We start from the raw sequence: 24,282 nt of genomic DNA on the forward strand, positions 1-24,282 counted from the left end.
CCGTGGCGACTCAGACCGCCCGCGACGGCTCCCGCTGCGCGGCTCCCACGGTGCGCCGGGCCAGCGCCCAGCTCCACCAGCCGTGCACGACCAGCCCGGCGAACACGACGTAGACCGCGGCGGAGAACCACAGCCCCGAGGCCAGCTGCAGCGGCACGCCGACGGCGTCGACCAGCAGCCAGATCACCCAGAACTCGATGAACCGCAGGCCCTGGGCGAGGAACGCGACCGCGGTACCGACGAAGATCGCGGCGTCCGGCCAGGGCGCCCAGCTGGCGTCGAGCGCGTCGAGGACCAGCGCCATCACGACGGTGCCGCCGACGAGCAGCCCGACCAGTCCGAGCCGCTGCGCGGTGCTCGCCCGGCGCACCGCGAGGCCGTAGACCGGGTCGCGCCTGCGCAGCCACGCGACGAGCCCGAACACCGAGATGGCCAGCACGATGACCTGCCGGAACGCCAGCCCGCCCAGGTGCGCCGAGGCGTAGACGGTGAACAGCAGCACGCAGGCCGCCATCTGCACCGGCCAGGTCGCGAGGCTGCGCCGGCGCGCCAGGAACACCACGGCGATGGCGCCGATCTGCCCGACGAGCTCGGCCCACGACACGAACTGCCCGAACGCGGTCAGCCCGTGGTGCAGCAGGAGGTCCACGACGGTCCCCTTCCCGGACGCGGCGGGCGCGCCCTGTGTCGGCAGACAACGACGGGGCCGGCCCCGCCCATCCCCACCCGGTCCGGTGTGAGCGGACCCACACCGGCCTCGGACCGGGTGGACGCCGAGCCGGTCGCGGCGCACCCGGGTGACCGCACGGCCGTCGACCGGCACCAGGACGGCGTCGTGCGGGTCGACTCCGCACCGCACCGGGCTTCCGCGTCCGACCCCGTGGCGACGACGGTCCGCCACCGGGTGGGAGGCTGCACCGTGTGGGTGGTTCGGAGCGCACGGTCCTGGTCCTGGGTGGTCGCAGCGAGATCGGGCTGGAGGTCGCCGAACGGCTCGCCGCCGGGGACACCGACACGGTCGTGCTGGCCGCGCGCCGCCCCGGGGCGCTGACCGCGGAGGCCGCCCGGGTCCGGGCCGCGGGCGCCACGGTGGACACCGTCGCCTTCGACGCCGACGACCTCGCCGGCCACCGCCCGCTGCTCGACGACGTGACGGCGCGCCACGGCCGGATCGACGTAGCCGTCGTCGCGTTCGGGATCCTCGGCGACCAGGCCCGCGCCGAGACCGACGCCGCGCACGCCGCCGCGATCGTGCACACCGACTACCTCGCCCAGGTGCACCTGCTCACCGAGCTGGCCCAGGTGCTGCGCGCGCAGGGGAGCGGGACGCTGGTCGTCTACTCCTCGGTGGCGGGCGTGCGGGTGCGGCGCGCCAACTACGTCTACGGCAGTGCCAAGGCCGGGCTCGACGGGTTCGCCTCCGGCCTGGCCGACGCGCTGCACGGGACCGGGGTGCGGCTGGTGCTGATCCGCCCGGGGTTCGTCGTCGGCCGGATGACCGAGGGGATGAGCCCGGCGCCGCTGTCGTCGACGCCCGCGCAGGTCGCCGACGCGACGGTGCGTGCTGTCCGGCGCGGGCGGGGCAACGCCGACGTCTGGGTGCCCGGCACCCTGCGGCTGCTGTTCCTCGGGCTGCGGCTGCTGCCCCGTGCCGTCTGGCGTCGGATGCCCCGTTAGCGACACGGTCTACAGGCGAACGGTGTCCCGCGATCTGCGTGTGGCACTTCCCCTGGAGTGACCGGGCTCATATCGTCGCGTGCGCATCCTGTTGGACGACGACGTCTGAGGTGAACCACCGTGGGACACACCCGTGGAGCAATCGTTCGGAGCGCTCCGGGCAAGTACGAGGTCGTCGACCTCGAACTCGACGAGCCGCGCCCCGGCGAGATCGAGGTCAAGATGGTCGCGTCGGGGCTGTGCCACTCCGACGACCACATCGCCACCGGGGACATCCCGGTCGGCACCTACCCGTTCGCCGGTGGCCACGAGGGCTCCGGCATCGTCACCCGCGCCGGGGCCAACAAGAAGGGCCTCAAGGAGGGCGACCACGTCGTCTTCTCGTTCCTGCCCTCCTGCGGGCACTGCCGCTGGTGCGCCAGCGGCATGCAGAACCTCTGCGACCTCGGCGCGGGCCTGCTCGCCGGCACCCGCTGGGAGGAGCCCACCACCCGCCTGCGGCTCGCCGACGACGGCACCCCGGTCGGCCAGATGTGCGGCATCTCGACCTTCTGCGAGACCACCCTGGTCTCCGAGGACTCCTGCGTGAAGGTCCCCGACGACATCCCGCTCGAGGTCGCCTGCCTCGTCGGCTGCGGCGTCGGCACCGGCTGGGGCTCCGCGGTCAACGCCGGCGGCGTGCAACCGGGCCACACCACGATCGTCATGGGCATCGGCGGCATCGGGATCAACGCGGTCCAGGGTGCCTCGCACGCGGGCGCGGCGAACATCATCGCCGTCGACCCGGTCGCGCTGAAGCGCGAGAAGGCCCAGGAGCTCGGCGCCACGCACGCGGTGGAGACGATGGAGGAGGCCACCGAGATCGCGAAGCAGTTCACCAACGGTCAGGGCGCCGACCAGACCATCGTGACCGTCGGCGTCGTGAAGCCCGACCACGTCGGGCAGGCGATGGCCTCGATCCGCAAGGCGGGCACCGTCGTCGTCACCGCGCTCGGTGACATCAACTCCACCGAGCCGCTGCCGGTGTCGCTGGCCGACGTCACCCTGTTCCAGAAGCGCATCCAGGGCGCGATGTTCGGCATGTCCAACCCGAACTGGGACATCCTGCGCCAGCTGGAGCTCTACCGCGCCGGCGCGCTGAAGCTCGACGAGCTGGTCACCACCACCTACACGCTGGACCAGGTCGCGACGGCCTACGAGGACATGCACGCGGGCAAGAACATCCGGGGCATCATCCGCTACTGAGCACTGGCAGGCTCCGGGGCATGGTCTACGTACTCGACGGACACAACGACCTGCCCTGGGCGCTGCGCGAGCTCTCCGGCGGCGACCCGGCGCGCGAGCCGGACGTCGCCGCCGGGGACCCGCGGCTGCACACCGACCTCCCACGGCTGCGGGCCGGCGGGGTCGGCGCCCAGTTCTGGTCGGTCTACGTGCCCGGCGAGCTGGGCCACGACGAGGCGGTCACCGCGGTGCTCGACCAGGTGGACCGGGTGCGGCGGCTGCTCGCCGCCCACCCGGACGCCCTGGCGTTCGCCGACACCGCCGACGACGTCGACGCCGTCGTCGGCTCCGGGCGGGTCGCCTCCCTGATGGGGGCGGAGGGCGGGCACTGCATCGCCGACTCCCTCGCCGTGCTGCGGGTCCTGCGCGGGCTCGGGGTCCGCTACCTGACCCTGACCCACAACCTGAACAACAACTGGGCCGACTCGGCCACCGACACGCCCCGCCACGACGGGCTGTCGGAGTTCGGCCGAGGGGTCGTCGCCGAGATGAACCGGATCGGCATGATCGTCGATCTCTCGCACGTCGCACCGGCGACGATGCACCAGGCCCTCGCCGTCACCACCCGGCCGGTGCTGTTCACCCACTCCGGCGCCCGCGCCGTCACCGACCACCCGCGCAACGTCCCCGCCGACGTGCTGGAGGCCCTGCCCGGCAACGGCGGCGTGGTCATGGCGACGTTCGTGCCGCGCTTCGTCTCCGGCGCGGTCACCGACTGGGACACCCGCCTCGGCGAGGCGATGACCGCCGCCGGGCTCGACCACCGCGACCTCGCCGCCCGCGACCGGTTCGCCGCGACCTGGGACGGCCCGCCCGCGCCGCACGCGACGCTGGCCGACGTCGTCGCGCACGTCGAGCACCTGCGCGAGGCCGCGGGGATCGACCACGTCGGCATCGGCGGCGACTTCGACGGGACCTCCGCACTCCCCGACGAGCTCTCCGACGTCTCCACCTACCCGCGGCTGCTCGACGCGCTCGCCGACCGCGGATGGAGCGCGGAGGACCTGGCGAAGCTGGCCCACCGCAACGCGCTGCGGGTGCTGCGCGACGCCGACGCCTGAGCGCCCCGGCGCGAGGTCACGGCGTCCCGGTGGGGCGTGGGCCGGCCAGCGCCGTCGCCGCCGCCGCCGCGATCCGCAGCGAGCCGACCGCCGTCGGGTGGAACGGGTCGGCGGTGGCGAGCCCCATGATGTCCGGCGGCATCCGGTCCCGGTCCGGGTCGCACAGCGGGGCCAGTGCCGGCGCGGCGGTGCCGAACCCGAAGCGGGCGGCGCCGTCGGCCAGCACGTCGTTGAGCCGGCGGTTCCGCTCGGCGAGCAGGTCGAGCTTGGCCTGGTCCAGACCCGGGGTGCCGGCCGGGCCGCGCATGTCCGCGCAGGTCGGGTCGAACCGGGCCGGGAACGGGTCGTAGGACAGGGTGACCACCACCCGGGGGCGCCCCGGCAGCGTGTCGAGGTCGGTGAACAGGGCGCCGACGTCGCGGGCGAACCCGGCGAGGCGGGACTCGAACTCGCCGTCGGAGAGCCGGTCGTCGCAGGTGGCGAGGCCGTAGCAGTACAGCAGGAAGTCCGACCAGGCCAGGTCGTTCGGGCCGACGGCGACGACCACCCACTGCAGGTTCCGGACCTGCTTGAGCCGCCCGACCTGCGGGTCGACGGTGACGCCCTCGCGCAGCTGCGGCCCGCGCAGCCCGGTCGCGACGCCCGCTCCGGAGCAGGCCAGGTTCAGGACGTCCTCGTCGCGCAGCCGGGCCAGCTCGGCGGCGGTGGAGTCGGTGCTGCGCCCGCAGGCGCGGTCCTCGGAGGTGACGGTGCCGTCGTCCTGCCGCAGCGGCGGGCCGCCGATCCGGGCCGCGCGGGAGTCCCCGATCACCGCGCCCGCGACCCCGGTGACCGCGGGCCCGACCGGCGACGGGGTGACCGTCGCCGCCCCGACCAGGTCGGTCAGCGAGGTGACCCTCCCCAGACCGGTGAGGGTGCCGTGCAGCGCGGCGACCCCGGCGCCCGCCCACAGCAGCACCGACGCGGTCACCGCGACGACGGTCATCCGCCCGATCGGCCCGGCCAGGTCGTCCCAGTGCACCGGCCGGTACCGGCCGGTGCGGGTCCGGCGCAGCGCCAGCAGCAGCCGTGCGGTCGCCATCAGCCCGCTGCCCAGCAGCGCGACCAGCACCATGCCCGCGGCGCCCCACAGGTACCAGGTCACGAACCCCTCACCGAGGTCGCGGACCGCGTCGCCCGCGCCGTCGACCGTGTGCGGGCCCAGCACCGGGCCGTTGTCGGCGGGCCGCTTCAACGGCCCGATCGACAACCGCGGACGGATCGGACCCCACACCTGCACGGTCGTGAGGTCGAACTCGGCGTTGCCGAGCTGGGCGATCTGCGCGGGCCCCGACAGCGTCAGGGGCGGCACCCGGGCGCCCACGCCGACGTCCTGGCCGAACACCTCGACGTGGTTCTCCGGCGTCAGCAGGATCACCAGCGGGACGCCGACGACGGCGATCAGCCCGAGCAGCGCCAGTGTGGGCAGCGACCGGGCCTCGCGCAGCAGCGCGCGGGGCCACGACCGGGAGGTGGGACGGGCGGCCACCGTCAGTGTGCGGGGCGGGACACGAGGTGGAGGGGCACGGCCCCATGGTGGCCCGGGGGACGGGCCGGAGTCACGGACGTCGTGGGGTGGCGTCGGACTCCCCGGCGGAGGCTCCCGGTGGGTGGCACCCCGGCGCGCGGCCGCGCTGTGTCAGGCTCCCGGGCTCCCCGGCGTCCGGATCCCCCGCAGCCGCGGGGCGAGCCGCGCCGCCGTGACGGCGTCGGCACCCTCCCGTTCGACGTCGTCCGCGAGGGCGTCCGCGTGCCCGGCCAGCCCGTCGAGGTCCAGCCCGGCCGGGACGGTGATGCCGAGCACGCGCCACAGCCGGACGCCCTCCGCGCCGCGGCGCAGCAGCGCGACGGCGCCGCGGGCGTTGCCGCGCTGGGCGTGGGTCAGCCCGACCGCGAGCTGCGCCAGCGCCCGCCACAGGTCGCGGGTGTCGTCGCCCGCGTCCTTCCAGGCACCCTCGAGGATCTCGTGGGCGTTGAAGGGCAGGCCCGAGTCGAGCAGGCGCTGCGCCTCGGTGACGGCGTCGGCGGGGGAGAGCGCCAGGTCCTCGGGCACCCGCCCGACGCCGGGCGCGCCGTGCGGGAGCGGACGCCCGGCGGCGTCGCGGGGGCGGGCGTTGCGGGCACGGCCCCGGTCGTCGCGGTCGCGGGAACGGGTCATGGCTGCGAGGGTGCCAGCTCTCCGGTTAGCGTGCGTCATGATCACCGAACTGTTCGACGTCCGCGGCAGGGTGGCCGTGGTCACCGGCGGCACCAGCGGCATCGGCCGCATGATCGCGGGCGGTCTCGCCGAGGCCGGGGCGCGGGTCTACGTCTCCAGCCGCAAGGCCGACGCCTGCGCCGACACCGCCGCGGAGATCGGCGGCACCGACATCGCCGCGGACCTGTCGTCGGAGGACGAGTGCGTCCGGCTGGCCGCGGAGGTCGGGGAGCGGGAGGAGCGGGTGCACCTGCTCGTCAACAACGCGGGCGCGACCTGGGGTGCGCCGCTGGAGGAGTTCCCGGCGCACGCCTGGGACAAGGTGCTCGACCTCAACCTGAAGGCGCCGTTCTTCCTGACCCGGGCGTTCCTGCCGCTGCTGGAGGCCGCCGCGTCGGCCGAGGACCCGGCCCGGGTGATCAACATCGGCAGCATCGACGGGCTGCGTGTCCCCGAGCTGCCGAACTACAGCTACTCGGCCAGCAAGGCCGGGGTGCACCAGCTGACCCGGGTGCTGGCCCGCGACCTCGCCGGCCGCGGGATCACCGTGAACGCGATCGCGCCGGGGCCGTTCCCGTCGCGGATGATGCGCGCCACACTGGAGGCGGCGGGCGACGAGATCGCCGACTCCACCCCGCTCGGACGCCTGGGGAAGCCGTCGGACGTCGTCGGGGCGACGCTGTTCCTGGCCGGGGCCGCCGGGTCCTACGTGACCGGCGCGGTGCTGCCGGTCGACGGGGGGATCTGGACGACGCGCTGACCCGGCGCCGCACCCCGCCGCTCAGCCGGACTGCAACGGCCCGAGCTCGGTGGTGAACCGGTCGAGGAACCCCGGCCAGTCCGCCACCGGCCCGGTCGGGCGCACCACGAACTTGGTGAGGCCTCCGTCGGCGTGCCGGCGGACCAGCTCGGCGACGCCGTCCCAGCCGTCGCCGACGATGTCGCGCCAGTCCGCATCCGGGCGTTGGGCCCCGGCCAGCGCGCGGGCGGGGCCGGGGTCCGCGCCGGGCGGGGCGACCCACAGGTTGGTGCCGTAGTGGTCGTCGTCGATCGTGCGGCCGGCGTCGCGGGCGGCGGTCTCGATGATCCCGCGGGCCCGGGCGGTCTCGGCGGGGGTGAGGAAGCTGGCGAGCCAGCCGTCGGCGAGCCGCCCGGCGCGCCGGAGCCCGGCGTCGGCACGTCCGCCCAGCCACAGGTCGAGCGGGGCGGCCGGGCGGGGGAGGACGGCGGCGTCGTCGAGGGTGAAGAACTCGCCGTGGTGGGTCACGGAGTCCTCGGTGAGCAGCCGGCGCAGCACGACCAGCGACTCCTCGAACACCGCGCCGCGCCGGCCCGGGACGGGGTGCAGCTGCCGGTCGCAGGGCTGGGCGGCCTGCAGCCCGAACACCGGCAGGATCCGCCGGGGCGCGAGCACCGCCAGCGACGCGAGCTCCGAGGCGAGCAGCATCGGGTTGCGCCCGGGCAGCACCGTGACGCCGGTGCCGACCTTCAGGGTGCGGGTGCGCGCCGCGGTCCAGGTGCTGCCGACCATCGGGTCGACCACCGACTTCGACGCGATGTCGGCCAGCCACAGCGAGTCGACCGCGGAGGCGTCGAGGGCGTGGATCAGCTCCTCGAACTCGTCGGCGAAGGTGGGTAGGTGGCGGGCCCTGACGAGGCCGAGACCGATGCGGACCGTGCCGTGCGGGGAGTCGACCACTCACTCACCGTAGGTGATCGGTCACTCGTCCGGGAACGTTCAGTCCGACTCGAGCGGCCCCAGCTCGGCGACGAACTCGTCGAGGAACCGGGCCCAGTCCCGCGCCGGAGCGGCGGGGCGCACCACGAACTTGGTCAGCCCGCCCTCGACGTGGCGGCGGATCTGATCGGCGGCGCCGTCCCAGCCGCGGGCGACCAGCTGCTCCGGGTCGGCGTCGGGCCGCTGCTGGGCGGCCCGGTGCAGCGCGTGGTCGGCGGCGGCGCCGGACCCGTCGCCGGGCAGCACGACGGTGACGTTGGTGCCGTAGTGGTCGTCGTCGATCGCCCGGCCTGCGTCGCGGGCGGCGGCCTCGATGACGGTGCGGGCACGGGCGGACTCGTCGGGCGTGAGGAAGCTGCCCAGCCAGCCGTCGGCGAGCCGGCCGACCCGGCGCAGCCCGACCTCCGCGCGACCGCCCAGCCACAGGTCGAGCGGGCGGGCCGGGCGCGGCGCGACGGTCGCGTCGTCGAGGGTGAAGAACTCGCCGTGGTGGGTCACCGACTCCTCGGACAGCAGCCGTCGCAGCACCACGAGGGACTCCTCGAACACCGCGGCCCGGGTACCGGGGACGGGGAACAGCTGGCGTTCCGACGGCGTCGCCGCGCGGATGCCGAACGCGGGCAGGATCCGCTTCGGCGCCAGCACCGCCAGTGACGCGAGCTCGGCCGCGAGCAGCATCGGGTTGCGGCCGGGCAGGATCGTGACACCGGTGCCGACCTTCAGCGTCCGGGTCCGGGCGGCCGCCCAGGTGGTGCCGACCAGCGCGTCGACGCCAGGGGCGGAGACGAGGTCGGGCAACCACAGCGAGTCGATGCGCGCGCGTTCGAGGGCGTCGACGAACTCGTCGAACTCCGAGCCGGGGTCGGTGGCGCGCAGCCCCACCGAGCCGACGCCGATGCGGACCTTGCCGTGCGGGGACGTCACCACGTCGGTCGACGCTACCCCGCGTCGGGGCTCCGGCGCGGGTCGCGGCCGCTGTTGCCGAGCGCCCGGTGGAACGGCGGCGCATCGGCCGGGACCGGGACCACCGGCCCGAACAGACCCTCCCGTGACGCCTCCTGACCGGGCGCTGACATCGCGGTGGTGAACTCCAGGACGGCGGCGACGGCGTCGTCGTCGGGGGAGAACGGGCGGCCGGTGGCCACGGCGAGGTCCCAGCCGTGCAGGACCAGCTCGTCGAGGGCGATGACCCCGGCGACGTCGGCGGGCAGGTCCAGACCGCCCGCCGCGGTGAAGCCCTCCCAGGCGGCCGGCTCGCGCCACGCCTGCGCCAGCGCGGTGAGCCGGGCCGGGATCGCGGTGCGCCAGTCCGCGACGAGGTGCGCGGCGTCGGCGCTCGGCGCGGTACCCGTGGCCTCGGGGGACTTCTGCGCCGCGACCCGGAACGCCCACGCCAGACCGTGCACGTGGTCCAGCAGGGCGGCGACGGTCATGCCGTCGCAGGGGGTCGGGTCGTGGAGCTGGTCGTCGCGGACACCCGTGACGACGTCGGCGACGGCGCGGGCGGTCGGGGCGAGATCGAGCACGGTGGCCACCTCGGGTCGGGTCGGTGCCCCACGGTCGCGGGGCCCTGCCTGCTCCGACCGGCCGCGGCGCGCCGACTCATCGCCCCGTACGTCTTTCGACACCTGGTAGAAGGTGGTGCGGCGGATGCGGCAGAGTGGACTCCGACGTCCCGTCCGCCTGGAGGAAGCACCCGTCATGAACGACCCGTCCCTCGTCGCCAAGGCCTTCCGGGTCGTGGCGGTCGCCGAGGCGCTGTCCTGGACCGGCCTGCTGATCGGCATGTTCTTCAAGTGGATCCTGGCCACCACCGAGGTGGGGGTGCAGGTGATGGGCCCGATCCACGGGGCGCTGTTCGTCGCCTACGTGCTGGTCACGCTGTGGACCGCGCGGCTGTTCCGCTGGGACCTGCGCACCACCGTGATCGGCCTGCTCGCGAGCATCCCGCCGCTGACGACGATCTGGTTCGAGCGCCACGCCGGGGCCACCGGCCGCCTCGACCCGGCCCGCGGCCGGCCCGTCGCCGGCTGAGTCCTCCCGGATTCCCGTGCCGCTCTTGACGGCTGAGGTAAGCCTAGGCTAACTTCAGTGCGTCGCTTCGTGGTGGGAGCGGCGCGTCAGTTCGGGAAACACGGCCCGGCCGCATCGACCACAGCGGCCGGGCCGTCCCGCGTTCCGGGCGGGTGTCGTGCCCGGCTCAGCGGAACGCGCCGGGGGGCCGGCCGCGGCTCTCGATCGCCTCCCGGCTCTGCGGGGGAACCCGCTCCTACCCACGGCTTGACAGCGTAGGTAAGCCTTGGCTAAGTTTCACGTGTCGCTTCGTGGTGGGAGCGGCGCGTCAGTTCGGGACGAGGGCCCGGTCGCTCGACCACGGCGACCGGGCCCTCACACGTTCCCGGTTCCTCACGCGTCCGGGTGGGCCAGCGCCCGGTACACCGGCCGCAACGCGTCGGTCAGCCGCCCGCCGCCCGCCCGCAGCGACGGCTCGGGCACCTGGTCCAGCACCGCTCCCGGCTCGGTGTCCGGCGGCCGCGGGGGAGCGGCCCCCGCCGCGCCCTCCCAGAAGCGGTCCAGCAGGTCCGCCAGCGGGGCCGGCCCGGCCGGTGCGGACGGGTCGTCGCCGCTGTCACGCTCGGCCCGCAACCGCTCCAGCAGCGCGTCCCGGTCGCGTCCGCGCAGTGTGAGCAGGGTGAACGGGTCGGTGTCGCAGCGCTCGGCGAGCACGTAGAACACCGCGGCCAGGTGCTTGCACGGCACCGTGTGGTCGGGGCACGAGCAGTCCTGCGACAGGTCGGCGCCCGCGGCCGGGAACAACGACAGCTCCAGGCCGTCGAGCAGCTCCTCGATCTCCGGGGGCACGGTCCCCGACAGCAGGGCCGCGGTGTACCAGGCGTCGGCGGCCAGGGCCTGCTCCACGCGCCGCCACTGCGTCTTGTCCCAGACCCGCAGCCCGATCCGGACCCGGTACGGCTGCGGCCGGGTGCCCTGCACCAGCGCGACCACGGCGCCCGCGTCGACGTCGAGGGACACGATCTGCCCCGACCGGGCGTAGCTGCGGCCACGCGAGAGCCGCCCGCCGACGCCGAGCTGCTCCAGCACCGCCAGGAACCGCGCCGACCACCAGGTCCGGGCGACCGCGCCCGCCGCCGCGTGGATCCGGATACCGCCCTCGACGCGGCGCGGCGGCCCACCGGTGAAGTCCTCCTGCGCCCAGAACGGCCGGTCACTCATCGGCGTCCCCCGTCTCCTCGTCGAGGTCGGCCACCGCGTCCGAGCCGAGCGCGAACACCGCCCGCAGCTCGGAGGTCGACAGCGACGTCAGCCAGTCCTCCCCGCCGGTCACCACCATGTCCGACAGCGACCGCTTCGCCGTGACCAGATCCTCGATCCGCTCCTCGACCGTCCCCGGGCACACGAACCGGCGCACCTGCACCGCGCGCCGCTGCCCGATCCGGAACGCCCGGTCGGTGGCCTGGTCCTCCACCGCCGGGTTCCACCACCGGTCCAGGTGGATCACGTGGTTCGCCGCGGTGAGCGTGAGCCCGGTGCCGCCCGCGCGCAGCGAGAGCAGGAACAGCGACGGTCCCTCCCCGGACTGGAACCGGGCGACCATTTCGTCGCGCCGCTTCTTCGGGGTGCCGCCGTGCAGGTAGAGCACCTCGGTGTCGAACCGCGCCGACAGGTGCGGACGCAGCATCGCAGCGAACTCCGTGTACTGGGTGAACAGCAGCGCCCGGTCCCCGGCGGCGAGCACCGGCTCCAGGATCTCCTCCAGCCGGGCGACCTTGCCCGAGCGGTGCCGCCCGCCGCTGCGGTGGATCGGGGACCCGTCGTGCAACAGCTGCGCGGGGTGGTTGCAGACCTGCTTGAGCTTGCTCATCGCGGCCAGCACGTTGCCGCGGCGCTCGATGCCGTCGCTGCCCTCGATCTTCTCCATCATGTCGTCGACGACGGTCCGGTACAGCGACGCCTGCTCCCGGGTGAGCCGGTGGTCGGCCACGATCTCGATCTTCTCGGGAAGATCGTCGATCACCGTGGGGTCGGTCTTGACCCGCCGCAGCAGGTAGGGCCGGGTGATCCGGCGCAGGGTGCGGGCCGTCCCGGCGTCGCGGTGGCGCTCGATCGGCACCGCGAACCGCTGCCGGAACACCTCCGGCACCCCGAGGACGCCGGGGTTGAGGAAGTCCATCACCGACCACAGCTCCGCCAGCCGGTTCTCCATCGGGGTGCCGGTCAGCGCGACCCGGTGGCCGGCGTCGAACGACCGCATCGTGCGCGACGCCGCCGCGTGCGCGTTCTTGATCATCTGGGCCTCGTCGAGGACGAGGCGGTGGAACCGCCACGCCCGCAGGTCCTCGGCGTCGCGGGTCGCGGTCGCGTACGTGGTGACCACGAGGTCGGCCTCGCCCAGCCGGGCGTGCAGGGCCTTGCCACGCGGGCGGGCGGCCCCGTGGTGGGCGTGCACCCGCAGGCCGGGTGCGAACGTCGCGGCCTCCCGCTGCCAGGTGCCGACCATCGACATCGGGCACACGATCAGGGTCGGGGCGCCGGTCGGCCCGCCGGACCGGTCGTGGGCCTCCAGGGCCAGCAGCTGGACGGTCTTGCCCAGCCCCATGTCGTCGGCCAGGCACGCCCCCAGGCCCAGCGACGACAGGAACGCCAGCCACGCCACCCCGCGCTCCTGGTAGGGGCGCAGCGTCGCGGTGAACCCCGGCGGCGCCGGCACCGGCGTCAGCGTCCGCTCGGCGGTGCCCTCGAGCAGCGCCCCGAGGTGTCCGCGGGCGGACACGTCGGTCACCGGGAGCGGGGCGCCCGCGTCGCCACGGGCCGCGGCCAGCACCTCGCCGACGGTGGGTGGCCGGTCCCGGTGGCGGCGCAGGAAGTCCAGTCCCTGGGCCAGCGCCTGGGCGTCGACGGCGACCCAGCGCCCGCGCAGCCGGACCAGCGGCGCCTTCGCCGCCACCAGCGCGGCGATCTCGGACTCGCCCAGCTCCTCGTCGCCGACGGCGAGCGACCAGCGGAACTCCGCCAGCTCGTCACGGCCCAGCCCGCCGCGGGTGATCACCCCCGGCGCCGGGGCCGACGACGCCGACAGCCGCAGCCCCAGCGGGCGGCGCCCGTCCCACCCGCGCGGAAGCGCCACCCCGAACCCGGCCGACAGCAGCGCGGGCGCGTCCCGGGTGAGGAACCGGTGGGCTCCGGTGACGTCGAGCTCGAGCCCGGTCGGGCGGGCCCGGCGCAGTGCGGGCACCAGCCCGGGCAGCACCTGCGCGGCCCGCCCCAGCTCGGCCAGCAGCACGTCCTGCGCGCCGGACACCAGCGCGTCGGCCTCCCCGGCCCACACGCCGGCCGCGTCGAACACCAGGCTCGGGTCCTCGGTGGAGCGCAGCGCGAACTGGAGCTCCCACCGGGTGCCGTCGCCGGTCTGGTCGTCGAGGTCCGGGCCGGGGTCGGCCGGGTCGTGCAGTGTGGAGACCTCGGCGAGCCGGAACAGCGCGGTGGCGGCGCCGGGCTGCTCGCGGCCGACGTCGTCCCACACGGCCAGTGCCTCGCGCAGCACCCGCAGCCCGGCGCCGACCGCGGGCAGGTCCGCCGACGGACCGGTCAAGGCGTGCAGCAGCGCCGCCGGGGCGTCCGTGCGGGCGGGCAGCGGGACGGGGATCGCGGCGCTGCGCCCCAGCCGCTCGCGGACGGCGGCGTCGGTGAACCGGGCGAGCGCGGCGTCGACCAGGGTGTCCGGGTCCTGCCCGGCGACGTCGCCGGGGCGGCGCTGCTCGGCCCGCGCGACCGGGGGCAGCCGCCGGACGAGGTCGGCGCGGGCGACCGCGTCGAGACCCTGGACGACCGGGCGCCAGCGCGCCGCGGGGCGGCCGGACTCGGTGAGCAGGACCGGCAGCACCCGGCCGCGGGCCGCGAGTTCCTCGGCGAGCCGGGCGAGGTCGGCGAGGTGGGCGAACCCGGCGCCGTAGCGGACCTCGTCGGAGGGGTCGGTCAGCTCGGACGGGTCGACGACGACCGCGGGCACCGTCCACGGCGCCAGCGTCGGCGTGCCCCGGGCCCGGGTGCGTGGCCGGGACCGGACCAGGCCGGGGGAGTCCTGCGGGCCCGACGGGTGCGAGGGCAGCAGCACCGTCACCGACGCCGGCTTGCCCGGATGGATCGCGGCCAGCTCGTCCGACGGCACCGCGAACGGGTGCGGCCGCGCCGTGCGCAGCGACCGGCGGTCGGTGCGGGGGGTGCGCTCGCCGTCCTCCGCCCACAGCAGGACGCCCCGGGTGGGGGAGTGCAGGGCGTGGACGACGAACACACCCCCACGCTAGAGGCGACCCCCGACAGCGACCGCGTGCAGGAGCCCGGCCGCGGCCGCGCACGCCTCGTCGGTGATCACGTGCTCGTCGCCGTCGTCGATCCGCAGGTCGACCCGCGCGCCGCCGGCGACCAGCAGCGATGCGGTGTCGGAGACCCGGTGCGCGGGCACCCACGGGTCGCGCGAGATCGACCGCAGCACCGCCGGGGTCGGCGCCAGCGCCCCGGCCGGCGGCGCCGGGACCGGGTCCGGACCGACGAACCCGCCGGTGAACAGCACCAGCCCCGCGCACGGGCGCGGGTCGCGCACCAGCAGGTGGTGCGCGGCCAGGCAGGCGCCCTGGGAGAACCCCCACAGCACCACCCGGTCCCGGCCGACACCGGCGTCGGCGAGCCGGGCCAGCTCGTCGTCGACGATGGCCAGGGCGCGCAGCAGCGCGTCGCGGTTCTCGTCGAACGGCTCCAGGAACGGCTTCGGGTACCAGCTGCCGTCCGGCGCCGCCGGGGCGACGAACCGGGCGGGCACGTCCCCGAACCGGGCCGCGGTGGCCCGCATGTCGTCGGGGTCGCGGCCCCGCCCGTGCAGGGCGAGCACGACCAGCGGCGCGTCCGGATCCCCCCAGGTGGCCATCAGCCCTCGATCGGTTCCAGCTTGGCGAAGATCTCCTCGCGCCGGTGCTCGAACTGCTCGGGCAGCTGGAACCGGGTGCCGAGCTCCTGCGGGGACTCGTCGCAGGTCCAGCCGCCCTCGTCGTGGGTGACGGCCAGCTCGAACAGTGCCCCGCTCGGCGTCCGGACGTAGACGCTCTTGAAGTACTTGCGGTCCTTGAGCTCGGAGATGTCGGTGTAGCCGGCGCCCTCGATGTCGAACTTCACCGCGTCCTGGTTCGCCAGGTCCGACACGTTCCACGCGAAGTGGTGGTAGGTGCCCGCGCCGTAGCGCCAGGTGCCCTGGTCGTCGTGCCGGTTGACGGTGATCTCCAGGTGGTTGCCGACCTTCGCGTCGCCGATCCGCAGGCCGAACACGTCGCCGTCCTCGGCGGGGTCGCCCTGGGCGAAGAACGAGGTGTCGGCGAACTCGACCATCCGGTCCGGGGTGGTCATGTGCACGCCGACGCCGTGTATGCCGTGGATCGCGTGCTCGGCCGACACGCCGTTGCCCTCGTAGCCGCGGCGCGGGTCACCGGCGTTCGCGACGAACTGGTACTCGATGCCCGACGGGTGGGCGAACGCGAGCCGCCGCTGGTCGAACCGCTCGACGTCGCTGACCTCGACGTCGTGGGCGCGCAGCCGCTGCGCCCAGAAGTCCAGCGAGCCCTCCGGCACCGACAGCAGGACCTCGCGGGCCTGGTTGGTGCCGCGGGTGCCGAACTGGCCCGCCTGCGCCCACGGGAACGTGGTGACCACGCTGGACGGGTCGCCGTCGGCGTTGGAGTAGTAGAGGTGGTAGATCGGCAGGGAGCCGTCGAACAGGACGGTGCGCTTGATGAAGCGCATGCCGAGGATCTTCGTGTGGAAGTCGACGTCCTCCTGGGCGCCGGCGACGGACAGGGTCACATGATGGGAGCCTTCGACATGAGCCACGTGCGCAGACGCTAGGAACGCGGCGGCCGCGGCACATCGCCGACGGGCGCAGACCGCTGTCGTCCGCGTGCACGCCCGCACCGGCCCGGTGGGCGGCTGCTGCGTGACTAGGCTGGGTGCGGCCACCAGCACGACCAGGAGCCGCCGATGACGACCGTCGCCGACCGTCCCACCGACTCCGGACCCGGTCCCGGACCCGACGGCTCCGGACCCGTCGGCGTCTCCTTCACCACCGTCACCGGCGACCTGCCCGCCCCCGGTGGCGACCGCCTGGTCCTGGTCGTGGCGCTCGCGGGCAGCGCGCTGCTCGGCGACGGTCAGCCGCTGGTTCCCGGGCGATGGGCGCTGCTGGACCCGGCCCGCCCGGGCACCCCCACCACGGACGCCGCGTTCCGCGCGCTGTGCGTGTCGTTCCCCCGCGACCGCGTCGAACCCCGCGGCGAGCCGCTCACCGGGGTGGCGGGCACCGCGTTCGACGCGGGCCCCGGCCTGGCCGGCTACGTGTGCGACACCCTGCGCCATCTCGACGCGCACCGGCTCGCGATGGGCCCGCACGCCGCCGTCGCGGTGCGCCACGCCGTGGACCTGGTCGGGGTACTGCTGCGGAGCACGGCCGGTGCCGAGCCCGCCTCGCACTGCGACCTCCTGGACCGGATCAAGGCCTACGTCGAGGCGCACCTCGGCGACCCGGACCTCGCTCCCGCCGGGATCGCCGCCGCGCACTTCGTGTCCGCGCGCCACCTGCACAACCTGTTCGCCGGGACCGGGACGAGCGCCGCGGCCTGGATCCGCGCGCGGCGGGTCGAGATGTGCCGGCGCGACCTGGCCGACGCAGGCCTGGCCGACGTGCCCGCCGCGGCCATCGGGTCGCGGTGGGGGTTTCGCGGGCCCTCGCACTTCGGGCAGGTGTTCAAACGCGCGACGGGCCTGACCCCGGCGGCCTACCGGGAGGCCAGCAGCTCGTCGAGCCGCTCGTAGCCCTCGTTCACCCCGACGTCCATCCCCGAGGCGAGCATCGCGTCGCGGGCGGCGAACGAGTCGTACAGCGACTGCGCGACCAACCGGGTCCGCCCGCCGGGCAGCGGGGCCAGGGTCATCGTCTCCAGGCAGACGCTGTCGCGGAAGCCCTCGAAGGCGAAGGTCTGCACGATCCGCTCCGGGGCGCGGACCTCGTGGAACGAGCCGAAGAAGCGGTACTCGCCCCCCTCGTCCGCGTGGGTGTAGCGGTAGCCGCCGCCGGTCTCGGCGTCCCAGCGGTGCACCGTCATCGTCAGCCCGCGCGGGCCCAGCCAGCGCACGACCTCGTCCTCGTCGACATGGGCGTCGAAGACCCGCTCCGGCGGGGCGTCGAACTCCCGGGTGATGCGGATCGCGGGCAGGTCGTCCACGGTCTCGATGGCGGTGCCGCGGGTGTCGGTGGTGCTCATGCCGTCTCCTCGTGCTCGGTGGGTGCGGACTCGTCGGCGAGCAGGTCGTCGAGGCGCGCGTAGCGCTCCTCCACCTGTCGCCGGTACCGCTCGATCCAGGCCGTCATCAGGTCGAGGACCTCCGCCTCGAGGTGCACCGGACGACGCTGGGCCTGCCGGCTGCGCCGGACCAGCCCCGCGTCCTCCAGTACCCGGATGTGCTTGGAGACGGCCTGCACGGAGACGTCGTAGGGCTCGGCCAGCTCGTTCACGGTCGCGTCGGCCGTCGCCAGCCGGGCCACCATGTCGCGCCGGGTCGGGTCCGCCAGTGCGGCGAAGACCCGGTTCAGCCGGTCCTCCACGTCTCCTCCTCGTTCAACCTCTCGGTTGAATACACCGTAGCGCCGGGAGGGCTCGTGTTCAACCCATCAGTTGAACGAGCCGGGGAGGGAGCCGTGCGGCACGTAGTCCGACGGCACCACGCCGAGACGGCCGCGCTGGTAGTCCTCGAACGCCCGCTGCACCTCCTCGCGGGTGTTCATCACGAACGGGCCCGCCCACGCGACGGGCTCGCGGATCGGCTGCCCGCCGAGCACCACGACGTCCAGCGACGGGTGACGGGACTCCTGTCCCGTGCCGCCCTCGACGGTGATCAGGTCCCCGGGCCCGAACACGGCGAGCTGGCCGGTGCGGACCGGGCGCCGGTCCGCGCCGACGGTGCCGGACCCGCTCAGTACGTAGACCAGCGCGTTGTACGGCCGCGGCCAGGGCAGCCGCAGCTGTGCGCCGGGGGAGACGGTGGCGTGCACCATCGCCATCGGGGTGTGGGTCGAGCCCGGTCCGGACGCGCCCGCCACGTCGCCGGCGATGACCCGCAGCAGCGCGCCGCCGTCGGGCGTGGTGACCAGCGCGGACTCGCCGCCCCGCAGGTCCTGGTACTTCGGCGGCAGCCACTTGTCCGCGCGCGGCAGGTTCACCCACAGCTGCAGTCCGTGGAACAGCCCGCCGCTGCGCACCAGCGACTCCGGTGGGCGTTCGATGTGCAGCAGGCCCGAGCCCGCGGTCATCCACTGGGTGTCACCGTCGGTGATGGTCCCGCCGCCGCCGTGGCTGTCACCGTGCTCGAAGGTCCCGTCGATGATGTAGGTGACGGTCTCGAAACCGCGGTGCGGGTGCCACGAGGTGCCCTTCGGCTCGCCCGGGGCGTACTCGACCTCGCCCATCTGGTCCATGTGCAGGAACGGGTCGAGGTCGCGCAGGTCCACCCCCTGGAAGGCGCGGCGGACCGGGAAGCCCTCGCCCTCGTACCCGCGCGGAGCGGTGGTGACGCTGCGGACGCCCCGGTCCAGGTCGGTCGGGCCGGGGACGGGCACACGGGGCAGGGCGCTGACGTCGGCGACGGAGACGGCGGGCATCGGGACCTCCACGGTCGGTGGTTGTTGCACGGTCAACGACCGCGCTGGCGTCCGGATTCCCGGGGGGCCAGACTGATCGCCATGACGGAGCTGTCGACGGTGCTGTCGGACATGTCCTTCCTCGAGGGCCCACGCTGGCACGACGGGAGGATCTGGGTCAGCGACTTCTACACCCACCGGGTGCTCTCGGCCCGCGCCGACGGGTCGGACCTGCGCACCGAGGCCGAGGTGCCCCGGCAGCCCTCCGGTCTGGGCTGGCTGCCCGACGGCAGGCTGCTGATCGTGTCCATGCGCGACCGGCGGATCCTGCGCCGCGAGACCGACGGCACCCTCGCCACCCACGCCGACCTGTCCGGCCACGCCGAGCACGTCCTGAACGACATGGTCGTCGACGGCGGCGGCGGCCTCTGGGTGGGCAGCTTCGGCTTCGACCTGATGAACGGCGCCCCGCGCGCCGCCGCGCCGCTGCTGCGCGTCGCGCCGGACGGGAGCGTGTCGGTCGCGAGCGAGCCGCTGCACTTCGCGAACGGACCCGCGCTGTCCGGTGGGGACCTCGTCGTCGCCGAGACCTTCGGCAACCGGATGTCCGCCTTCGCGGTCGGCGACGACGGCACGCTCGGCCCGCGCCGGGACTGGGCGCTGTTCGGTCCGCCGTCGGCCGCCGAGGACCCGTTCGACGCCATCGCCGAGCTCACCGTCGCCCCGGACGGCATCTCCGCCCCCGACGCGGAGGGTGCGATCTGGGTCGCCGACGCCATCGGCAACCGGGCGATCCGGGTCCGCCCCGGCGGGATGGTCGACGGAGAGGTCTCCACCGGCCAGGTCGGCACCTACGCCTGCGCACTCGGCGGCGACGACGGCCACACCCTGTTCCTCTGCACCGCCCCCGGGTTCGCCGAGCACGAGCGCCGTGACACCCGCCTGGCGCGGCTGCTCGCCGTCCGGGTGGACGTCCCGGCGGCCTGAGACCTGTGCCCTCCCTCGACGAGACCGCTGCCCGCGCGCTGCTGACCGGCGCGCGGGTGGCGCGGCTCGCGACGATCCGCGCCACCGACGGCACCCCGCGCCTGGTGCCGGTCACCTTCGCGCTCGTCGACGGGCTGGTGGTGTCCGCCGTCGACGACGTCAAGCCCAAGCGGCACCGCCGGCTCGCGCGGCTGCGCGACGTCGAGGCCGACCCACGCGTCGCGTTGCTCGCCGACCACTACGACGACGACTGGTCACAGCTGTGGTGGGTGCGCCTGGACGCCACCGCGACGATCCACGACGACGGCGACCTGCACTCCCGCGCCGTCGCGGCCCTGGCCGCCCGGTACGCCCCCTACGCCGCCCGGCCACCCGAGGGCCCGGTGCTGGCCCTGACCCCCGTCCGCTGGACCGCCTGGACCGCCACCCCCAGCCCGTGAGCACAGGCTCGCGCGCGGAACCGCTCCCCGCGCGCAGCACGTCGCGCGCGCACCGCGGTCCCGCGCGCGGACGCGTGATCATGGGTCGGGCCGGTCAGGGGAGGGTGCGCAGGAACGCCGTCACCGCCGACAGCGTCTGCTCGGGCAGCTCCAGGTGGGGCTCGTGCCCGCAGGACAGCTCGGTGAGGGTCACCGGTCCCGACGCCCGTTCGGCGACCGCGTGGACGTGCACGGCGCTGCCGTAGGGGTCGTCGTCGCCCTGGACGGCGAGAACCGGCGCGGTGATCCCGGGCAGGGTGTCGCGGACGTCCCAGTCGGTGAACTCCTCGGCCAGCCACATGTCGTTCCACCCGCGGAACGCGGCGTCCGGGTCGTCGTGGTGGCGGGCCATCCGGGTGCGGAGGTCGCCGTCGTCGAACGCGGTGCGCGCCGCCCGGATCGCGGTGAGGGCGAACGGCTCGGTCAGCACGTGCGGGGCGAGCACGACGGCCCCGCTCACCGGCATCGCCGCGGCCGCGAGCAGCGCGATCGTGGCGCCGTCGGAGTGCCCGACGAGGACGGGTGCGTCCAGGCCGAGCGCGGCGCACAGGGCCGGGACGGTCGTCGTCGCCTCGGTCGCCATGAAGGCCGTCGTCCGCGGGCTGCGGGGCCGGTCGGAGCGGCCGTGCCCGAGCCGGGAGTACGCGACGGCCCGGCGCCCGGACGCGGCCGCGACCCGCTCGGGGAACCCACGCCACAGACCGACCGACCCGAGCCCCTCGTGCAGGAACAGCAGCGGCGCACGGTCGTCGCCGGGGTCACCGGTGTCGGAGTACTCGTGGCGCAGGCCGTCCAGTTCGAGCAGAGACGTCGCAGGCACATCACGATCGTAGTGCTCGCTGTTGCGCCGTCCGGAACGGTCGTGAAGGCTCGTTCGCGTGATTCCCGACCTCCGGCTGACGTCGCGTCTGGACGTCGACCTGTGCTGGATGTGGTCGTCCGCCTGTCGTTGACGCCTGCCCGCGTGTCCTGAAGCCGACCGGGACGCGGAGAGCCGACGACCCCCGAGAGGACGTGCCCCCGTGGCCGATCCGCCCGTTGCCGTACCCCGGACCAGGACGGTCCGCCTGGTCACCGCCCTGCTCGCGGTGCTGCTGGCCGCATCCGGCTGCGCGGCCGCCGGTGCCGACGGCCCGACCGTCCGGCTCGCCCAGTTCCCGTGGAGCGCGGCGAAGCTGACCAACGCGATCCTCGGTGAGGTCGTCGCGGCCCACCCGGAGCTCGGCGTCGGCCGGCTCAAGACCATCCAGGTCGGACCCGCGACCGCCTGGGCCGGCGCCCAGCGCGGCGACGTCGACGCCCTCACCGAGGTCGCGATGCCCAACCAGTCCGAGCTGGCCGCGAAGGCGGCGGAACGGATCGAGCTGGTCCACCCGACCTACGAAGGCGCCGAGCAGGGCTGGTATGTCCCCAGCTACGCGGTCGAGCCGGGACAGCCGCTCGCCGGGCTGACCAGCGTCACCCAGCTGAACGACTACGCCGACGCCCTCGGCAACCGGCTCGTCGACTCCGACCCCAGCTTCCTCACCACCGAGTACAACGCGAAGCGCCTCGCCGGGTACCGGCTGGACCTGGAGCAGGTGACCTCCAGCGAGGCCGCGCAGATCGCCGAGCTGCGCCGCGCCTACGAGCGCCGCCAGCCGATCCTGGTCTACCTGTACCGGCCGCACTACATCTTCGAGGAGCTCGCGCTGACCAAGCTGACCGAGCCGACCCCGGCCCGCGACGACTGCTACACCACCGGCGACGGCGCCTGCGCCATGCCGGCGTACTCGGCCTGGACGGCGGCGAGCCCCGAGCTGGCCCGCACCAGCCCCGGCTTCGCGGCGATGCTGCGCCGCTTCGAGCTGCCGCTGCCCGATGTCGAGCAGATGCTCCAGCGGGTCGACGTGGACAACCAGGACGTGGAGGTGGTGGCCCGCGAGTACGTGGCCGCGCACCCGGACCGCGTCCGCCAGTGGGTGGGAGCCGGAGCATGATCGAGGTACGGAACCTGACGAAGGTCTTCGGCGACGGCAAGGCCGCCGACGAGGCCGTGCGGCTGGCCGGCGAGGGACTCGGCCGGCCGGAGATCCAGCGCCGCACCGGGGCCACCCTGGCCGTGCACGACGTGTCCTTCGACATCGGCGACGGCGAGCTGTTCGTGATCATGGGCCTGTCCGGCTCCGGCAAGTCGACGCTGGTCCGGCTGCTGAACCGGCTCATCGAGCCGACCTCGGGCAGCATCGCCGTCGACGGCCGCGAGCTCGGCTCGCTCGGCGCCGCCGACCTGCGCACGCTGCGCAACGAGCGGATCGCGATGGTGTTCCAGCACTTCGCGCTGCTGCCGCACCGCACCGTGCGGCAGAACGCCGAGTACGGGCTGCAGATCCGCGGCGTCGACGCCGGCACCCGTCGCGAGAAGGCCGGGTGGGCGCTCGAGCAGGTCGGCCTCGGCGACCGTGCCGACGCGCTGCCCGGCCAGCTCTCGGGCGGCATGCAGCAGCGCGTCGGGCTGGCGCGGGCGCTGGCCAGCGACACCGATGTGCTGCTGATGGACGAGCCCTACTCCGCGCTCGACCCGCTGATCCGCCGCGACATGCAGCAGCTGCTCGTCCGTCTGCAGCGGGACCTCAAGAAGACCATCGTGTTCATCACCCACGACCTCAACGAGGCCATGCTGCTCGGTGACCGCATCCTGCTGCTCAAGGACGGCCGGCTGGTCCAGGTCGGCACCGGGCCGCAGATCCTGGAGTCCCCGGCCGACGACTACGTCGCCGAGTTCGTCTCCGACGTCGACCGCAGCCGGGTGCTCACCGCCGCCGACGTGATCCGCGAGGCCCGCATCACCGTCACCCTCGACGAGCGCCCCGCCGACGTGCTCGTGCGGCTGGGCAGGGCCGAGGCGACCGGCGCCTACGTCGTCGACGACGGCCACCGCATCCTCGGTGTCGTCCGCGACGACTGGCTCGGCCACGCCGCGGGGCGGGGCGCCACCGGCATCGACCGGTCCGCCCTGGTCGAGGAGTACCGCACCACCGAACCGGGCCGGCCCCTGATCGACCTGCTGCACCAGGTCGGGCGCAACCCGGTCCCGCTCGCGGTGGTCGACGACGGCCGCCTCACCGGCGTCGTCCCGCGCGGTGCCGTGCTCGCCGCCCTGTCGACCCACGACGAGGCCACCGCCGACGGGAGGAACGCCTGATGCCCAGGTTCGAGTTCGGGAGCTACGTCGAGGCGTTCATCCTCTGGCTGCTGCAGAACGCCGGGGTCGTGTTCGACGCCGTCGGGGTCGCGATCACCGCGGTCGTCGAGGCGGTGACCTCGATCTTCACCGCCCCGGTGTGGTGGGTCTGGCTGCTGCTGCTCGTGGCGCTCGCGCTGCTCGTGCGCGGGGTCGGGTTCGCGGTGTTCACCCTGGTCGGCTTCTCCCTCGTGTCCTCGTTCGACCTGTGGACCGAGACGATGGAGACCTTCGGCCTGGTGCTCGTCGCGGCGCTGATCGCGGTGGCGATCGGTGTGCCGCTGGGCATCTGGGCCGCCCGCAGCCGCGCGGCGAGCCGGACGCTGCGCCCGGTCCTCGACCTGGCACAGACGGTCCCGGCGTTCGTCTACCTGATCCCGGTGGTGCTGCTGTTCGGCATCGGCGTGGTGCCGGGCGTCGTCGCGACGATCGTGTTCTCGATCGCGCCCGCGGTCCGGCTCACCGAGCTGGGCATCCGGGGCGTCGACGGCGAGGTCGTCGAGGCCGCGCACGCCTTCGGGGCCCACCCCCGCCAGATCCTGCGCGAGGTGCAGCTGCCGATGGCGCTGCCGTCGATCATGGCCGGCGTCAACCAGGTGATCATGCTGGCGCTGTCCATGGTGGTCGTCGCGGGCCTCGCCGGTGCCGACGGGCTGGGCACGACGGTGGTCAGCGCGGTCACCCAGCTCGACATCGCGACCGGCGTCGAGGGCGGGCTCGCCGTCGTCATCGTGGCGATCTTCCTCGACCGGTTCACCTCGGCACTGGCCGAGCGCCCCGAAGGGAGCCTGCTCGCGAAGCTGCGCGCCCGTCGCCCGCAGAAGGCCGCGGCGCCGGCCGCGGAGCGCACGTCCCCGGCTCCGGCCGGTTCGGCGGTCACCGGCGCGAACGCCTGAGCGACGTC

General features: G+C 74.7%; 25 protein-coding genes. 11 read left to right on the plus strand and 14 right to left on the minus strand.

Translation table 11 applies throughout. The features are described 5' to 3' along the window. Positions 1 to 10 precede the first annotated feature (10 nt). A complete protein-coding gene (locus tag ATL51_RS02630) occupies positions 11 to 649 on the minus strand; it encodes a nicotinamide mononucleotide transporter family protein (protein ID WP_100880436.1) in 639 nt (212 codons plus the stop codon). Positions 650 to 921: 272 nt separating this feature from the next. On the opposite strand from ATL51_RS02630, the gene ATL51_RS02635 reads away from it, so the two are divergent. The 3 genes from ATL51_RS02635 to ATL51_RS02645 all read left to right on the plus strand — a co-directional run bounded on the left by ATL51_RS02635 (position 922) and on the right by ATL51_RS02645 (position 4,022). After that, positions 922 to 1,677 carry an SDR family NAD(P)-dependent oxidoreductase gene (locus tag ATL51_RS02635; RefSeq protein WP_062395766.1) on the plus strand — a complete coding sequence of 252 codons (756 nt, stop codon included), beginning with the start codon at positions 922 to 924 and terminating at the stop codon, positions 1,675 to 1,677. 120 nt (positions 1,678 to 1,797) lie between these two features. Continuing rightward, positions 1,798 to 2,922, plus strand: a complete 1,125-nt coding sequence (locus ATL51_RS02640; RefSeq protein WP_073574603.1) for an NDMA-dependent alcohol dehydrogenase — start codon at positions 1,798 to 1,800, stop codon at positions 2,920 to 2,922. A gap of 20 nt (positions 2,923 to 2,942) precedes the next feature. Continuing rightward, complete coding sequence (locus tag ATL51_RS02645) at positions 2,943 to 4,022, plus strand: dipeptidase (protein ID WP_100877539.1); 1,080 nt, start codon at positions 2,943 to 2,945, stop codon at positions 4,020 to 4,022. 16 nt (positions 4,023 to 4,038) lie between these two features. Here ATL51_RS02645 and ATL51_RS02650 read toward each other — a convergent pair whose 3' ends face one another. After that, positions 4,039 to 5,550: a GDSL-type esterase/lipase family protein gene (locus ATL51_RS02650; protein ID WP_100877540.1), complete on the minus strand. Its 1,512-nt coding sequence runs from the start codon at positions 5,548 to 5,550 to the stop codon at positions 4,039 to 4,041. A 150-nt stretch (positions 5,551 to 5,700) separates the two neighbouring features. After that, positions 5,701 to 6,219 (minus strand): DUF309 domain-containing protein, encoded by a 519-nt coding sequence (locus ATL51_RS02655; RefSeq protein WP_100877541.1) that lies wholly within the window; start codon positions 6,217 to 6,219, stop codon positions 5,701 to 5,703. A 37-nt stretch (positions 6,220 to 6,256) separates the two neighbouring features. Between ATL51_RS02655 and ATL51_RS02660 the strand changes: the two genes are divergently transcribed. Continuing rightward, positions 6,257 to 7,018 carry an SDR family oxidoreductase gene (locus ATL51_RS02660; RefSeq protein ID WP_100877542.1) on the plus strand — a complete coding sequence of 254 codons (762 nt, stop codon included), beginning with the start codon at positions 6,257 to 6,259 and terminating at the stop codon, positions 7,016 to 7,018. A 21-nt stretch (positions 7,019 to 7,039) separates the two neighbouring features. Here ATL51_RS02660 and ATL51_RS02665 read toward each other — a convergent pair whose 3' ends face one another. The 3 genes from ATL51_RS02665 to ATL51_RS02675 are packed head-to-tail and all read right to left on the minus strand — an operon-like array spanning position 7,040 to position 9,522. Further along, complete coding sequence (locus tag ATL51_RS02665) at positions 7,040 to 7,957, minus strand: TIGR03854 family LLM class F420-dependent oxidoreductase (RefSeq protein ID WP_208622902.1); 918 nt, start codon at positions 7,955 to 7,957, stop codon at positions 7,040 to 7,042. A gap of 39 nt (positions 7,958 to 7,996) precedes the next feature. Continuing rightward, the gene (locus ATL51_RS02670; RefSeq protein WP_301548861.1) at positions 7,997 to 8,923 is read right to left on the minus strand and encodes a TIGR03854 family LLM class F420-dependent oxidoreductase; all 927 of its coding nucleotides are present in this window, start codon (positions 8,921 to 8,923) and stop codon (positions 7,997 to 7,999) included. Positions 8,924 to 8,934: 11 nt separating this feature from the next. Then, on the minus strand, positions 8,935 to 9,522 hold the full coding sequence (locus tag ATL51_RS02675) for a TIGR03086 family metal-binding protein (RefSeq protein ID WP_322789645.1): 588 nt from the start codon (positions 9,520 to 9,522) through the stop codon (positions 8,935 to 8,937). Positions 9,523 to 9,697: 175 nt separating this feature from the next. On the opposite strand from ATL51_RS02675, the gene ATL51_RS02680 reads away from it, so the two are divergent. After that, positions 9,698 to 10,030, plus strand: a complete 333-nt coding sequence (locus ATL51_RS02680) for a DUF3817 domain-containing protein (protein ID WP_100877544.1) — start codon at positions 9,698 to 9,700, stop codon at positions 10,028 to 10,030. A gap of 372 nt (positions 10,031 to 10,402) precedes the next feature. Here ATL51_RS02680 and ATL51_RS02685 read toward each other — a convergent pair whose 3' ends face one another. Genes ATL51_RS02685 through ATL51_RS02700 form a run of 4 tightly spaced genes read right to left on the minus strand, consistent with a single transcriptional unit; the run spans position 10,403 to position 15,862 of the window. Then, the gene (locus tag ATL51_RS02685; protein WP_100877545.1) at positions 10,403 to 11,230 is read right to left on the minus strand and encodes an SWIM zinc finger family protein; all 828 of its coding nucleotides are present in this window, start codon (positions 11,228 to 11,230) and stop codon (positions 10,403 to 10,405) included. Further along, a complete protein-coding gene (locus ATL51_RS02690; protein WP_100877546.1) occupies positions 11,223 to 14,306 on the minus strand; it encodes a DEAD/DEAH box helicase in 3,084 nt (1,027 codons plus the stop codon). The genes ATL51_RS02685 and ATL51_RS02690 overlap by 8 nt, the downstream gene beginning before the upstream one ends. Positions 14,307 to 14,315: 9 nt before the next feature. Further along, positions 14,316 to 14,936: an alpha/beta hydrolase gene (locus ATL51_RS02695; protein ID WP_100877547.1), complete on the minus strand. Its 621-nt coding sequence runs from the start codon at positions 14,934 to 14,936 to the stop codon at positions 14,316 to 14,318. Next, positions 14,936 to 15,862, minus strand: coding sequence for a VOC family protein (locus tag ATL51_RS02700; protein WP_253068287.1), 927 nt, complete (start codon positions 15,860 to 15,862; stop codon positions 14,936 to 14,938). The genes ATL51_RS02695 and ATL51_RS02700 overlap by 1 nt, the downstream gene beginning before the upstream one ends. A gap of 174 nt (positions 15,863 to 16,036) precedes the next feature. Between ATL51_RS02700 and ATL51_RS02705 the strand changes: the two genes are divergently transcribed. Then, entirely contained in the window at positions 16,037 to 16,867 is an 831-nt protein-coding gene (locus tag ATL51_RS02705; protein ID WP_100877548.1) for a helix-turn-helix domain-containing protein, read from the plus strand. On the opposite strand, the gene ATL51_RS02710 is transcribed toward ATL51_RS02705, so the two are convergent. The 3 genes from ATL51_RS02710 to ATL51_RS02720 form a co-directional block, all read right to left on the minus strand. Then, positions 16,831 to 17,316, minus strand: coding sequence for an SRPBCC family protein (locus tag ATL51_RS02710; RefSeq protein WP_100877549.1), 486 nt, complete (start codon positions 17,314 to 17,316; stop codon positions 16,831 to 16,833). The two genes, ATL51_RS02705 and ATL51_RS02710, sit on opposite strands and share 37 nt — an antisense overlap. Beyond that, the gene (locus ATL51_RS02715; protein WP_100877550.1) at positions 17,313 to 17,657 is read right to left on the minus strand and encodes an ArsR/SmtB family transcription factor; all 345 of its coding nucleotides are present in this window, start codon (positions 17,655 to 17,657) and stop codon (positions 17,313 to 17,315) included. The genes ATL51_RS02710 and ATL51_RS02715 overlap by 4 nt, the downstream gene beginning before the upstream one ends. A gap of 66 nt (positions 17,658 to 17,723) precedes the next feature. After that, the gene (locus ATL51_RS02720) at positions 17,724 to 18,710 is read right to left on the minus strand and encodes a pirin family protein (protein WP_100880439.1); all 987 of its coding nucleotides are present in this window, start codon (positions 18,708 to 18,710) and stop codon (positions 17,724 to 17,726) included. Positions 18,711 to 18,791: 81 nt separating this feature from the next. Here ATL51_RS02720 and ATL51_RS02725 point away from each other — a divergent pair, with 81 nt between their 5' ends. Both ATL51_RS02725 and ATL51_RS02730 read left to right on the plus strand, forming a co-directional pair. Next, positions 18,792 to 19,676, plus strand: coding sequence for an SMP-30/gluconolactonase/LRE family protein (locus ATL51_RS02725; RefSeq protein WP_100877551.1), 885 nt, complete (start codon positions 18,792 to 18,794; stop codon positions 19,674 to 19,676). A gap of 5 nt (positions 19,677 to 19,681) precedes the next feature. Beyond that, the gene (locus ATL51_RS02730; RefSeq protein ID WP_100877552.1) at positions 19,682 to 20,116 is read left to right on the plus strand and encodes a TIGR03668 family PPOX class F420-dependent oxidoreductase; all 435 of its coding nucleotides are present in this window, start codon (positions 19,682 to 19,684) and stop codon (positions 20,114 to 20,116) included. Between the two features lie 94 nt (positions 20,117 to 20,210). Here the strand turns inward: ATL51_RS02730 and ATL51_RS02735 are convergent, their stop codons facing one another. Then, on the minus strand, positions 20,211 to 20,975 hold the full coding sequence (locus ATL51_RS02735) for an alpha/beta fold hydrolase (protein ID WP_100877553.1): 765 nt from the start codon (positions 20,973 to 20,975) through the stop codon (positions 20,211 to 20,213). Positions 20,976 to 21,177: 202 nt separating this feature from the next. On the opposite strand from ATL51_RS02735, the gene ATL51_RS02740 reads away from it, so the two are divergent. From ATL51_RS02740 to ATL51_RS02750, 3 genes are read left to right on the plus strand one after another with little or no spacing between them, the layout of a single operon-like run. Next, complete coding sequence (locus ATL51_RS02740) at positions 21,178 to 22,134, plus strand: glycine betaine ABC transporter substrate-binding protein (RefSeq protein ID WP_073574620.1); 957 nt, start codon at positions 21,178 to 21,180, stop codon at positions 22,132 to 22,134. Continuing rightward, on the plus strand, positions 22,131 to 23,339 hold the full coding sequence (locus tag ATL51_RS02745) for a quaternary amine ABC transporter ATP-binding protein (protein WP_167409950.1): 1,209 nt from the start codon (positions 22,131 to 22,133) through the stop codon (positions 23,337 to 23,339). Before ATL51_RS02740 ends, ATL51_RS02745 begins: the two co-directional genes overlap by 4 nt. Then, positions 23,339 to 24,274: an ABC transporter permease gene (locus tag ATL51_RS02750; RefSeq protein WP_100877555.1), complete on the plus strand. Its 936-nt coding sequence runs from the start codon at positions 23,339 to 23,341 to the stop codon at positions 24,272 to 24,274. The genes ATL51_RS02745 and ATL51_RS02750 overlap by 1 nt, the downstream gene beginning before the upstream one ends. Positions 24,275 to 24,282: the final 8 nt, after the last annotated feature.

The organism is Pseudonocardia alni (assembly GCF_002813375.1).
Taxonomy (GTDB): Bacteria; Actinomycetota; Actinomycetes; order Mycobacteriales; family Pseudonocardiaceae; genus Pseudonocardia; species Pseudonocardia alni.

Excerpts from the sequence above, each read along its gene's own strand:
- ATL51_RS02680 (WP_100877544.1), top strand. The coding sequence starts at position 9,698 with ATGAACGACCCGTCCCTCGTCGCCAAGGCCTTCCGGGTCGTGGCGGTC.
- ATL51_RS02695 (WP_100877547.1), bottom strand. The coding sequence starts at position 14,936 with ATGGCCACCTGGGGGGATCCGGACGCGCCGCTGGTCGTGCTCGCCCTG.
- ATL51_RS02655 (WP_100877541.1), bottom strand. The coding sequence starts at position 6,219 with ATGACCCGTTCCCGCGACCGCGACGACCGGGGCCGTGCCCGCAACGCC.
- ATL51_RS02745 (WP_167409950.1), top strand. The coding sequence starts at position 22,131 with ATGATCGAGGTACGGAACCTGACGAAGGTCTTCGGCGACGGCAAGGCC.
- ATL51_RS02750 (WP_100877555.1), top strand. The coding sequence starts at position 23,339 with ATGCCCAGGTTCGAGTTCGGGAGCTACGTCGAGGCGTTCATCCTCTGG.
- ATL51_RS02660 (WP_100877542.1), top strand. The coding sequence starts at position 6,257 with ATGATCACCGAACTGTTCGACGTCCGCGGCAGGGTGGCCGTGGTCACC.
- ATL51_RS02720 (WP_100880439.1), bottom strand. The coding sequence starts at position 18,710 with ATGCCCGCCGTCTCCGTCGCCGACGTCAGCGCCCTGCCCCGTGTGCCC.
- ATL51_RS02705 (WP_100877548.1), top strand. The coding sequence starts at position 16,037 with ATGACGACCGTCGCCGACCGTCCCACCGACTCCGGACCCGGTCCCGGA.
- ATL51_RS02725 (WP_100877551.1), top strand. The coding sequence starts at position 18,792 with ATGACGGAGCTGTCGACGGTGCTGTCGGACATGTCCTTCCTCGAGGGC.
- ATL51_RS02645 (WP_100877539.1), top strand. The coding sequence starts at position 2,943 with ATGGTCTACGTACTCGACGGACACAACGACCTGCCCTGGGCGCTGCGC.
- ATL51_RS02685 (WP_100877545.1), bottom strand. The coding sequence starts at position 11,230 with ATGAGTGACCGGCCGTTCTGGGCGCAGGAGGACTTCACCGGTGGGCCG.
- ATL51_RS02710 (WP_100877549.1), bottom strand. The coding sequence starts at position 17,316 with ATGAGCACCACCGACACCCGCGGCACCGCCATCGAGACCGTGGACGAC.